Below are 11994 nucleotides of genomic sequence, written 5' to 3'. Positions count from 1 at the left end.
CGGCGCGGGAGTCAGGGCACCACCGACCGGTGGTGCGTCAACCAGGAACCGGACCACCCGCCCTCGGGCCGGTGCGTCCACAGGAAGGATCGACCATGGCGGTCGTCACCATGCGAGAGCTGCTCGAGAGCGGCGTCCACTTCGGGCACCAGACCCGTCGCTGGAACCCGAAGATGAAGCGCTTCATCTTCACCGAGCGCAACGGCATCTACATCATCGACCTGCAGCAGTCGCTGGCCTACATCGACGCCGGCTACGAGTTCGTCAAGAACACCGTCGCCCGCGGCGGCACGATCCTCTTCGTCGGCACCAAGCGCCAGGCGCAGGAGCCGATCGAGGAGCAGGCCAAGCGCGTCGGCATGCCCTACGTGAACCAGCGCTGGCTGGGCGGCATGCTCACCAACTTCCAGACGATGCACCAGCGCCTCCAGCGCATGAAGGAGCTCGAGGAGATCGACTTCGACGACGTGGCCGGCTCCGGCCGCACGAAGAAGGAGCTCCTCCAGATGCGTCGCGAGTACGACAAGCTCAACCGCACCCTCGGTGGTGTGCGCGACATGGGCCGCACGCCGTCCGCGGTGTGGATCGTCGACACCAAGAAGGAGCACCTCGCCGTCGACGAGGCCAAGAAGCTGAACATCCCGATCGTCGCGATCCTCGACACGAACTGCGACCCCGACGACGTCACCTACCCGATCCCGGGCAACGACGACGCCATCCGCTCCGTCAGCGTCCTGACGCGCGTCGTCGCCGACGCCGTCGCCGAGGGCCTGCTGCAGCGTGGCGGCGCCAAGACGGGCGCCGAGGAGGCCGGCTCCGAGCTCGGTGGCGGCGAGCCGCTCGCCGAGTGGGAGCGTGAGCTCCTGGAGAAGAAGGACGACGCCCCCGCCGAGGCCCCCGCGGCCGACGCGCCCGCCGCCGAGGCGACCCCCGCGGCCGAGGCTCCGGCTGCCGAGGCGACCGAGCCGGCCGCCGCCGAGAAGTGACGTCGACCCCGTGACACCCGGTCGGGTGCCGGACGACCTCCGGCACCCGACCACCCCCCTTCCACCACCACGACCCAGGGAAGAGACCCTCACATGGCCATTGCTGCCGCAGACGTGAAGAAGCTCCGCGACGCCACCGGCGCGGGCATGATGGACGCCAAGAAGGCCCTCACCGAGGCCGACGGCGACTTCGACAAGGCCGTCGAGATCCTGCGCATCTCGGGGGCTGCGAAGGCCGCGAAGCGCGGCGCCGAGCGCGAGGCCTCCGCCGGCCTCGTGGCCAGCTCCGGCAACGCGATCGTCGAGCTGAACTCCGAGACCGACTTCGTCGCGAAGAACGAGCAGTTCATCGCGCTCGCCGAGCGGCTCGCCGCCGCGGCCGACGCCACGAAGCCCGCCGACGCCGAGGCGTTCGCGAAGACCACGCTCGACGACGGCAAGACCGTCGAGGAGACCATCAGCGCCCTCGCCGCCGTCATCGGCGAGAAGATCCAGCTCGGCCGCGTGGCCGCGTTCGACGGCCAGGTCGCCGTCTACCTGCACCGTCGCGCCAGCGACCTGCCGCCCGCCGTCGGCGTGCTCGTCGAGTACACCGGTGACGACCTCGACGCCGCCCGCGGCGCCGCCATGCAGATCGCCGCCATGCGCCCGCGCTACCTCACCCGCGAGGACGTCCCCGCCGACATCGTCGCCAAGGAGCGCGAGATCGCCGAGGCGACGGCGCGCGAGGAGGGCAAGCCCGAGCAGGCGATCGCGAAGATCACCGAGGGTCGCGTGAACGGCTTCTTCAAGGACGTCGTCCTGCTCGACCAGCCGTCGGTCACCGACAACAAGAAGTCGGTCAAGGCCGTCCTCGACGGCGCCGGCGTGGACGTCAAGCGCTTCGCCCACATCGAGATCGGCGCCTGATCCACGGAGCCGACCAGCACCACGACAGGAAGGACCGGAGCATCGTGACCCACCACCCGACGCACGGTGACCCGGCCGACCTCAGCACCGCGGACGCCGGGGCCCCAGGCCCCGGCGTCCGCCGCGTGCTGCTCAAGCTGTCCGGCGAGGTGTTCGGCGGCGGCAAGATCGGCATCGACCCCGACGTCGTCAACGGCATCGCCCGCCAGGTCGCCGAGGCGGTCCGCGAGGGCGCGCAGGTGGCGATCGTCGTCGGCGGCGGCAACTTCTTCCGCGGCGCCGAGCTGAGCCAGCGGGGCATGGAGCGCTCGCGGGCCGACTACATCGGCATGCTCGGCACCGTCATGAACAGCCTCGCCCTGCAGGACTTCATCGAGAAGCAGGGCATCGACACCCGCGTGCAGTCGGCCATCACCATGGGCCAGGTCGCGGAGCCCTACATCCCGCGCCGGGCGATGCGCCACCTCGAGAAGGGGCGCGTCGTCATCTTCGGCGCGGGTGCGGGCATGCCCTACTTCAGCACCGACACCGTGGCCGCCCAGCGCGCCCTGGAGATCAAGGCCGACGCGGTGCTCATGAGCAAGAGCGGCGTCGACGGGGTGTACTCCGCCGACCCGCGTACCGACGCCTCCGCGCGCCGGTTCGACGACCTCACCTTCGCGGAGGCCCTGCGCCTCGGCCTGAAGGTCGTCGACGCCGCCGCGTTCGCGCTCTGCATGGAGAACAACCTGCCGATGATCGTCTTCGGCATGGAGGGTGAGGGCAACATCGCCCGGGTGCTCCAGGGTGAGAGGATCGGGACGCTGGTCCACGGCGACGCAGGACCACACATCGGGACGACGACAGGAGACGCACCGTGATCGACCAGACCCTGCGCGAGGCCGGCACCAAGATGGACAAGGCCGTCGAGCACACCCAGGAGGAGTTCGCGGCCATCCGGACCGGTCGCGCCCACCCGGCGATGTTCTCCCAGATCACGGCCGACTACTACGGGACGCCGACGCCCCTGCAGCAGCTGGCCGGCTTCCAGGTACCCGAGCCGCGCACCGTCATCATCAGCCCGTACGACCAGGGTGCGAAGGGTGCGATCGAGCGGGCCATCCGCGACTCCGACCTCGGCGTGAACCCTTCCGACGACGGCAAGGTGCTGCGCGTGACGCTGCCCGAGCTCACCGAGGAGCGCCGCCGCGAGTACATCAAGCTCGCCCGCTCCAAGGCCGAGGAGGGACGCGTCGCCGTCCGCGGCGTGCGACGCAACGCGAAGCAGTCCCTCGACAAGGCCGAGAAGGACTCCGAGATCAGCCAGGACGACAACGTGGGCGCCGAGAAGCGCCTCGACGCCCTGACGAAGCAGCACGTCGACCAGATCGACGAGCTGCTCAAGAACAAGGAAGCGGAGCTCCTTGAGGTCTGAGGAGGCCGCGCCCACCGACGGACCCCTGGGGGAGACCGACCCGGCCGTCGCCCAGCGCAAGAGTCGCGCGGGCCGCAACCTGCCCGCCGCGATCGGCGTCGGCGCCGGTCTCGGCGCGATGGTGGTCGTCTCGCTGTTCCTGTTCAAGGACGTGTTCGTGGCGGTCGTCGTGCTCGCGCTCGGCGTCGGCCTGTGGGAGCTGGCCCGGGCGCTCGGGACCGCCGGCATCAAGGTGCCGTTCCTGCCGGTGCTCACCGGTGGCACGCTGATGCTCCTCGGCGCCTACTACGGCGGCATGGAGACGGCCGCGGTCGCCATGGCGCTGACCGTCATCGGCACGCTCGTGTGGCGACTCTCCGACGGCGCCGACGGATTCGTCCGTGACGCGAGCGCCGGGGTGTTCTGCCTGTCCTACCTGCACCTCATGGGCGTCTTCGTCATGCTCATGCTGGTCGAGACGGACGGTCCCTGGCGGATCGTGGCCTTCATCGTCGCGACGGTCGCCTCCGACGTCGGCGGCTACACCGCGGGCGTCTTCCTCGGCAAGCACCCCATGGCCCCGACCATCAGCCCCAAGAAGTCCTGGGAGGGCTTCAGCGGGTCCCTCGTCTTCGGGATCGCCGCCGGCATCGCCACCGTGACCCTCGCCCTCGACGGCGACTGGTGGGTCGGCGTCCTGCTCGGCGTCGCCGGTGTCGTGATGGCGACGCTCGGCGACCTCTCGGAGTCGCTCATCAAGCGCGACCTCGGCATCAAGGACATGGGCGACCTCCTGCCCGGCCACGGCGGCATCATGGACCGGCTCGACTCGCTCATCGCGGTCGCGCCCGTCGCCTGGCTGATCCTGCACTACCTCGTCACCCCCGCCTGAGCGCGGAGGCGTCGGGCGACGCGGACATCGAGCCGAAACAGGGATGCGGCAGGCTTGGCCCATGTCGATCAAGGTGTCGCTCCGCCATCGCACGACCTACCGGTTCGACCGTCCCGTCGCCCTCGGCCCGCACGTCGTGCGGCTGCGGCCCGCGCCGCACAGCCGGACGCCGATCGACTCCTACGCGCTGCGTGTCTCGCCGGCCGAGCACTTCGTGAACTGGCAGCAGGACCCGTTCGGCAACTGGCAGGCGCGCCTGGTGTTCCCGGAGAAGGTCAGCGAGCTCGACGTCGACGTCACGCTCGTGGCCGACCTCATGGTCGTCAACCCGTTCGACTTCTTCGTCGAGGAGTACGCCGAGACCTACCCGTTCGCCTACGAGCCGCAGCTGGCGGCCGACCTCGCCCCGTACCTGCGGCCCGTCGACGAGGGCGACGGCCAGGGTCCGGGGCCGGTCGTCCGGGCCTGGCGCGACGCCCTGCCCGAGCCGGCCGACGACGGGGTGCCGCTCGTGCAGTTCCTCGCCGACCTGAACGCCGCCGTGCACCGCGACGTCGCCTACACGGTCCGCATGGAGCCGGGCGTCCAGAGCCCCGACGAGACGCTGACCCGGGCGATCGGCTCGTGCCGCGACAGCGCGTGGCTCCTGGTCTCGCTGCTGCGCCAGCACGGTCTCGCCGCCCCGGTTCGTGTCGGGCTACCTGGTGCAGCTCGCGCCCGACCCGCTGGTGGCCGCGCAGGCGCTCGACGGGCCCGCCGGTGCGTCCGAGGACTTCACCGACCTGCACGCCTGGGCGGAGGTGTACGTGCCGGGGGCGGGCTGGGTGGGACTCGACCCGACGTCGTCGCTGTTCGCGGGGGAGGGGCACATCCCGCTGTCCGCGACGCCGCACCCGTCGTCGGCCGCCCCCATCACCGGGGCGCTGGAGCCGGCCGAGGTCGAGTTCTCCTTCCTGAACGAGGTCACCCGCGTGCACGAGGACCCCCGGGTCACCCTGCCGTACACGCAGGAGCAGTGGGACCGCGTCGACGCGCTCGGGCAGACCGTCGACGCGCGGCTCGACGCGGGCGAGGTCGGCCTGACCATGGGCGGGGAGCCGACGTTCGTCAGCGTCGACGACTCGACGTCGGAGCAGTGGAGCACGGCGGCCGACGGGCCCGAGAAGCGTCTGCTGGCGACGGAGCTCGCCGAGCGGCTCCGCCAGGTCTACGCCGAGGGTGGCGTCGTCCACCGGGGGCAGGGCAAGTGGTACCCCGGCGAGCCGCTCCCGCGCTGGCAGGTCTCGCTGCAGTGGCGCACCGACGGCGAGCCGCTGTGGCACGACGCGTCGCTGCTCTGCGACCCGTGGTCCGACCCGACGCCGGTGCAGCACGACACCGCCGAGCGGCTGGCGCACGAGGTGGCACGCGTGCTCGGCCTGCCCGACGAGCTCGTGCTCCCCGCGTGGGAAGACCCCTTCGCCGTCGTGGCGCGCGAGGTCGGCCGGCCCGAGGGGGAACGGCCCGACGTCGACCGGCCCGACGTCGACCAGGTCGCCCAGCTGGACCAGGCCGAGGAGAGGCCGACCGGCTGGGTGCTGCCGCTCGCGACGGGCGAGCAGTGGCGCAGCCCCGCGTGGCGGTTCCGGCGCGGCCGGCTCGTGCTCGCGCCCGGCGACTCCGCCGTCGGCCTGCGGCTGCCGCTCGACGCGATCGCGTGGTCCGACCCCGAGGCCACGGGCGACCCGTCCTACCTCGAGTCAGGGCCGACCCTGGTCCCCGGCGTGCCCGACGTCGAGGTCTGCGACCCCGAGGGTGCGCCGACGACCGCCCTGGCCTTCGAGGTGCGGCCGGGCGGACCCGACGCGCCGCCCGTGCTGCACGTCTTCCTGCCGCCGACCGAGCGCCTCGAGGACTACGCCGACCTCCTGCACGTCGTGGAGCGGGCCGTCGCGGCGGTCGGCACGCCGGTGGTCGTCGAGGGCTACGGCCCGCCGCCGGACCCGCGCCTGACCCAGCTCAGCGTCACGCCCGACCCCGGCGTCATCGAGGTGAACGTGCAGCCGACGTCGTCGTGGTCGGAGCTGGTGTCGCTCACCGAGACGCTGTACGACGCGGCGCGCCGCACCCGGCTGGGCACCGAGAAGTTCGACCTCGACGGTCTGCACACCGGCACGGGTGGCGGCAACCACCTGACGCTCGGGGGCCGCACGCCCGCCGCGTCGCCGCTGCTGCGCCGACCGGACCTGCTGGTGAGCCTGCTGTCGCACTGGCAGCGCCATCCGTCGCTGTCGTACCTGTTCTCCGGACGCTTCATCGGCCCGACGAGCCAGGCGCCGCGCTTCGACGAGGGCCGCCCCGAGTCGGTCTACGAGATGGAGATCGCGATCGCCGAGGTCCACCGGCTCGTCGCCGAGGCCGAGGAGCAGGGCGAGACCTTCCGGCCCTGGCTCGTCGACCGAGCCCTGCGGCACCTGCTGACCGACCTCACGGGCAACACGCACCGCGCCGAGTTCTGCATCGACAAGCTCTACAGCCCCGACTCCTCGCGCGGACGCCTCGGGCTGCTCGAGCTGCGCGGCTTCGAGATGCCGCCGCACCCGCAGATGGCGCTGGTGCAGGCGCTGCTCGTGCGCGCCCTCGTGGCCCGGTTCTGGGACGATCCCGCCACCGGACCGCTCGAGCGGTGGGGCACCGCGCTGCACGAGGACTTCCTGCTGCCGCAGGGCGCGGTCCGCGACGTGGACGCGGTCGTCGCCGATCTGCAGGACCACGGGATCGACTTCGAGCGCACGTGGCTCGACCCGTTCGTGGAGTTCCGCTTCCCCCGCATCGGCGTGACGCAGGTGAGCACCCCGACGGGCCCCGTCGAGCTCGAGCTGCGCAGCGCGATCGAGCCGTGGCACGTCCTGGGGGAGGAGGCGACTGGCTCGGGGACGTCGCGCTACGTCGACTCCTCGATCGAGCGGCTCCAGGTGACCGTCCGTGGCGTCTCGCCCTCGCGGCACCTCGTCACGTGCCAGGGTGTTCCCGTGCCCCTCACCCCGACCGGCGTGCCCGGCGAGTACTACGCCGGCGTGCGCTACCGCGCCTGGCAGCCGTGGTCGGCGCTGCACCCGTCGATCCCGGTGCACTCCCCGCTGCACGTCGAGGTCGTCGACACCGTCGTGGCCCAGGCGCTCGGCGGCTGCACCTACCACGTCGTGCACCCGGGCGGTCGGGCCTACGACCACCCGCCGGTCAACGCGCAGGAGGCGGAGGCGCGTCGCTCGAGCCGCTTCGTGCCGCACCCCGCGTCGACCGGACCGGTCGACGTCGGCGCGCTGGTCGAGGCCGGCCGCCGCGCGCACAGCACCGACTACCCCCACACGCTCGACCTGCGACGGGTACCTCCGACCGGGCGGCCCGCCGCGCCATGACCGTCCTGCGCGACTACGCGTCGGAGGTCGGTCAGCCGACCCGCCCCCGCGAGCGGGAGGGACCCCCAGACGCCGCACCCGCCCGCTACGACGAGGTGGTCGACGCCGACGGCTCGCTGCGGCCGGCCTGGCGGACGCTCGCCGCCAGCGCGCTGGAGATCACCGACGTGCAGCTGCGTCGCGTGCAGCGTGACATCGGACGCTTCCTGGGCGACGACGGCGTCACGTACCGACGTCCCGGGGAGCCGGGGTCGCGCTGGCGGCTCGACCCGTTGCCGCTCGTGCTCAGCGCCCAGGACTGGGCGCCCCTCGAGGTCGGCCTCGCGCAGCGCGCCGAGCTGCTGAACGCGTTGCTCGCCGACCTGCACGGACCGCGCAGCGTCCTCGCACAGGGCGTCGTGCCGCCGGCCGTGGTCTACGCCCACCAGGGCTTCCTGCGCGTGGCGGCGCGCCCGGGCACGGTCGACGACCGCCCGCTGCTGCTCACCGCCACCGACGTCGCCCGCACGCCCGCCGGCGACTGGGTCGTCGTCGCCGACCGGACGCAGGCGCCGTCCGGGCTCGGGTACGCCATGGAGAACCGGCACGTGATCTCGCGCGTGCTGCCCCAGATGTACCGCGACGCCGGCCTGCACCAGGTGGGGCCGTTCCTGCAGGCCGTGCGGTCGACCCTCATGCAGGCCGCGCCCGAGCACGTCGACGACCCACGCGTCGTCGTGCTGACCCCCGGGTCGGCGTCGGAGACCGCGTTCGACCAGGCGCACCTCGCGTCGAGCCTGGGCTTCCCGCTCGTGCAGGGCAGCGACCTCGTGGTGCGCTCGGGCGCGGTGTGGATGCGGGTCTTCGGCCGTCTGGAGCGTGTCGACGTGATCCTGCGGCGCGTCGACGCGCCGTGGTGCGACCCGCTGGAGCTGCGCGGCGACTCCCAGCTCGGCGTCCCGGGCCTGCTCGAGGCGGTCCGTCGCGGGAGCGTGCGGATCGTGAACGGCCTGGGTTCCGGCGTGCTCGAGAACCCCGCGCTGCTCCCGTACATGGCCCGCCTGTGCGAGCACCTCCTCGACGAGCCGCTGCGGCTGCCGTCGGTCCCGACCTCCTGGCTCGGCGACCCCGACGCCCTCGCCCTCGCCCGCGAGCGGTGGGACGAGCTCGCCGTCCGGTCGATCGACCGATCGGTCGACGTCGACCGCCTCGGTCCGGCGGAGCTGCTCGCCCGTGTGCAGGCCGAGCCGCACCGCTTCGCCGCCCAGGAGCTGCCGGCATGGTCGCAGGCGCCGCGCCTCGCGGGTGGTGCCGTGCGTCCCCAGTCGGTGGCGCTGCGGACGTTCACGCTGCGCTACGGGTCGTCCTACCGGCCGATGCTGGGCGGGCTCGCGTCGGTGCTCGACGGTGCGCGGTCGGTGTCGAGCAAGGACGTGTGGGTGCTGAAGGACGCGCCCGACCAGCCCGACCAGGGACTGGCCGAGGTGCTCGCGGTGACGTCGTCGAGCAGCGTCACGCCGCTGGTGCCGCGCGTGCTCGAGGACCTCTTCTGGTTCGGCCGCTACGCCGAGCGCGCGGAGGACACGCTGCGTCTCGTGCTCGTCGCCCACGCCCTCGCGGAGGACTTCCGGGCGCGTCCCTACAGCCCCGGCGGCGTGGCCCTGCGGGTGCTGCGCGGCGCACTGCTGCACCAGGTGCCCGGACCGTACGACGCCGGCGACGGGGAGAGCGTCGACGCCGACCTGCGCTCCGTCCTGCTCGACGTCGAGCGGTCGGCCTCGGTGGCCCACTCCTTCGCCGCGCTGCGGGGAGCGGCCGAGGGCGTGCGCGACCAGCTGTCGGTCGACGTGTTCCGCGCGTTCGGGGCCACGGAGCGCGCGGCCGCGCTGCTCGACGCCAACGACCACAGCCTCCAGGTCACGGAGAGCGCCGAGCGCATGCTCACCGGGCTCCTCGCGCTGCACGGTGCGACGGCCAGCATGGTGCACGACGAGGGGTGGGAGACGCTCGAGGCCGGACGCGCGCTCGAGCGCTGCCTGCAGGTCGTCGCCCTCCTGCGCCGCACGGTGACGGTCCGACGCGGCATCGACGTCGACCGGCACCTGCACCAGGGCGTGCTGACCGCCACCGAGAGCGCCATCACCCACCGACGCCGGTACCGCGGGTTCGTCCGCGTCACCAGCCTCGTCGAGCTGCTCCTCGCCGACCCGGCCAACCCGCGCTCGCTGCGCTTCAACCTCGAGACGCTGCGACGCCACGTCGCCGCCCTGCCTGCGTCGACGGGCGCCAGCCGGCCCGAGCGGCTCCTGGACGATCTCGTCGACGAGGTCGACCGCACCCACGTCGCCGAGCTCGTGCCGATCGAGGGCGAGTCGCGACCCAACCTCGAGCGGCACCTGGACAGCCTGACCATCCACCTCCTGCGGGTCGCCGAGGCGTTCGCGGGAACGCACCTGGCCACGGCCCCCGCGCCCCGGGCGTTCGGCCTCTCCGGACGGGGGACCCGATGAGGCTGGACGTCACCCACCGCACCACCTACACCTACGACGACGACGTGACCGGCAGCTACGGCATCGCGTACCTGACACCGCGCGACCTGCCGTGGCAGCGAGTCGTGGCCCACCAGGTCGACGTCGACCCCGAGCCGCTCGACCGCTCGACCGACGTCGACCACTACGGCAACACCGCCACGTACTTCCAGCTCGACACGCCGCACCGCACGCTCGACGTCGTCGCGCACAGCGTGGTGGAGGTCGACGAGCCCGTGCTCGACCCGGTCGCGCTGGGCGTGCCCTGGGAGCAGGCGCGTCCCTCGGTCCGGCCCGACGTGCCCGACGCCTGGAGCGCGCTCGACCTCGCCCTCGCCTCCCCGTCGGTCGACCAGCCAGCGGCTGCGCACGCCTACGCGGCGACGTCGTTGACGCCGGGTCGACCGCTGGGCGAGGCGGTGCTGGAGGTGATGCACCGGGTTCACGCCGACTTCGCCTACGAGCAGGGCGCGACGACGGTGACGTCGACGATCGCCGACGTCCTCGAGGCGCGTGCCGGGGTGTGCCAGGACTTCGCCCAGCTCACGCTCTCCTGCCTGCGCTCGCACGGGCTCGCCGTCCGGTACGTCAGCGGCTACCTCGCCACCGAGCCGCCACCCGGCAAGGAGCGCGTCGTCGGTGCCGACGCGACCCACGCGTGGGCGGCCGTCTGGGTCCCGGGAGGTGGCTGGCTCGCCCTCGACCCGACCAACGACCAGCCGGCGAACGAGCGGTACGTGACGGTCGCATGGGGTCGTGAGTACTCCGACGTGCCTCCCTTGAAGGGTGTGATCTTCACCGAGGCGAAGACGTCGACGCTCGCCGTCGCGGTCGACGTCGTGCCGGTCTGAGACGTCCCTCCCGGATGGGGATGCGCCCCCGCCGTAGCGGGGGAAGGATGGGCACGTGAAGGCCTTCTCCTGCCGCGTGTGCGGCAACGCCCTGTACTTCGAGAACTCCCTGTGTGTCTCCTGCGGGACGGCGCTCGGGTACTCCCGCAACGAGAACGAGATCGTGCCCGTCGACGAGGACGGTCGCTACGTCGACCGGGAGGGTCTGGTCTGGCACGTGTGCGCGAACCTCAACCTCTCCGGCTGCACGTGGCTGGCCACCGTCGAGGGGGGCCAGTGCTTCAGCTGCGACCTGACGCGCACGCGTCCGGCCGACGACGACCTCGAGGGCCTCTCGCAGTACCCGGTGGCCGAGGCGGCGAAGCGTCGCCTCGTCGTCGAGCTCGACGCGCGCGGCCTGCCGATCACGACGCGCGACGAGGACCCCGAGCAGGGCCTGTGCTTCGACATGCTGTCGAGCGTGGAGGAGAACGTCGTCATCGGCCACGCGGACGGTGTCATCACGATCGACCTCGCCGAGGGCGACGACGCGCACCGCGTGAAGGTGCAGTCCGAGCTCGACGAGCCCTACCGCACGATGCTGGGCCACCTGCGCCACGAGGTCGGCCACTACTTCGAGTCCGTGCTCGTGCGCGGCGAGGAGCGGATGGACGCGTGCCGGGAGCTCTTCGGCGACGAGTCGAAGGACTACCAGGCCGAGATCGACCGGCACTACAGCGAGGGCCCGCCGGAGGACTGGCAGGAGTCCTACATCAGCACCTACGCGACGATGCACCCGTTCGAGGACTTCGCGGAGACCTTCGCGCACTGGATGCACATCAGCGACACCGTCGAGACCGCGCGAGCCTACGGCCTGACCACGGTCGACCCGAGTGCCTTCACCCTGTTCAGCGACCTCGTCACGGGCGTCTGGATCCCGCTGTCCACGGCGCTCAACCAGATCAACCGGGCGATGGGCGCAGACGACCTCTACCCGTTCGTCATCCCGCCGCCGGTGCTCGACAAGCTCGACTTCGTCGCCGCCCTGGCGCGAGACCCGCACCCCGTCCCGGCGTGAG

At 72.5% G+C, this 11994-nt stretch carries 9 protein-coding genes and 1 pseudogene; all 10 read left to right on the top strand.

Annotation, left to right across the window (positions count from 1 at the left end; genetic code table 11):
* The first annotated feature begins 95 nt into the window (after positions 1-95).
* Complete coding sequence (gene rpsB / locus QE370_RS15205) at positions 96-986, top strand: 30S ribosomal protein S2 (protein WP_253027108.1); 891 nt, start codon at positions 96-98, stop codon at positions 984-986.
* 93 nt (positions 987-1079) lie between these two features.
* On the top strand, positions 1080-1895 hold the full coding sequence (gene tsf / locus QE370_RS15200) for a translation elongation factor Ts (RefSeq protein ID WP_253027107.1): 816 nt from the start codon (positions 1080-1082) through the stop codon (positions 1893-1895).
* 125 nt (positions 1896-2020) lie between these two features.
* Positions 2021-2755 carry a UMP kinase gene (pyrH, locus tag QE370_RS15195; RefSeq protein ID WP_253027110.1) on the top strand — a complete coding sequence of 245 codons (735 nt, stop codon included), beginning with the start codon at positions 2021-2023 and terminating at the stop codon, positions 2753-2755.
* The gene (frr, locus tag QE370_RS15190; protein WP_253027109.1) at positions 2755-3309 is read left to right on the top strand and encodes a ribosome recycling factor; all 555 of its coding nucleotides are present in this window, start codon (positions 2755-2757) and stop codon (positions 3307-3309) included. The genes pyrH and frr overlap by 1 nt, the downstream gene beginning before the upstream one ends.
* A complete protein-coding gene (locus tag QE370_RS15185) occupies positions 3299-4180 on the top strand; it encodes a phosphatidate cytidylyltransferase (RefSeq protein WP_253027106.1) in 882 nt (293 codons plus the stop codon). The genes frr and QE370_RS15185 overlap by 11 nt, the downstream gene beginning before the upstream one ends.
* A gap of 43 nt (positions 4181-4223) precedes the next feature.
* Positions 4224-4430 (top strand): annotated as a pseudogene (locus tag QE370_RS15180) (transglutaminase N-terminal domain-containing protein); the annotation flags it as partial.
* Between the two features lie 439 nt (positions 4431-4869).
* A complete protein-coding gene (locus QE370_RS15175; protein WP_309634862.1) occupies positions 4870-7578 on the top strand; it encodes a transglutaminase family protein in 2709 nt (902 codons plus the stop codon).
* The gene (locus QE370_RS15170; protein ID WP_309635270.1) at positions 7575-10067 is read left to right on the top strand and encodes a circularly permuted type 2 ATP-grasp protein; all 2493 of its coding nucleotides are present in this window, start codon (positions 7575-7577) and stop codon (positions 10065-10067) included. Before QE370_RS15175 ends, QE370_RS15170 begins: the two co-directional genes overlap by 4 nt.
* Entirely contained in the window at positions 10064-10936 is an 873-nt protein-coding gene (locus QE370_RS15165; RefSeq protein ID WP_309634861.1) for a transglutaminase family protein, read from the top strand. The genes QE370_RS15170 and QE370_RS15165 overlap by 4 nt, the downstream gene beginning before the upstream one ends.
* A 55-nt stretch (positions 10937-10991) precedes the next feature.
* Entirely contained in the window at positions 10992-11993 is a 1002-nt protein-coding gene (locus QE370_RS15160) for a putative zinc-binding metallopeptidase (protein ID WP_309634860.1), read from the top strand.
* Position 11994: the final 1 nt, after the last annotated feature.

The sequence above is a fragment of the Aeromicrobium sp. SORGH_AS_0981 genome, assembly GCF_031453195.1.
Lineage (GTDB): Bacteria > Actinomycetota > Actinomycetes > Propionibacteriales > Nocardioidaceae > Aeromicrobium.
This window is presented reverse-complemented; position numbering and strand designations above follow the sequence as displayed.

What these genes read in the sequence shown, in the direction of transcription:
- rpsB (WP_253027108.1), top strand. Translation starts at nt 96, where the DNA reads ATGGCGGTCGTCACCATGCGAGAGCTGCTCGAGAGCGGCGTCCACTTC.
- tsf (WP_253027107.1), top strand. Translation starts at nt 1,080, where the DNA reads ATGGCCATTGCTGCCGCAGACGTGAAGAAGCTCCGCGACGCCACCGGC.
- QE370_RS15170 (WP_309635270.1), top strand. Translation starts at nt 7,575, where the DNA reads ATGACCGTCCTGCGCGACTACGCGTCGGAGGTCGGTCAGCCGACCCGC.
- QE370_RS15165 (WP_309634861.1), top strand. Translation starts at nt 10,064, where the DNA reads ATGAGGCTGGACGTCACCCACCGCACCACCTACACCTACGACGACGAC.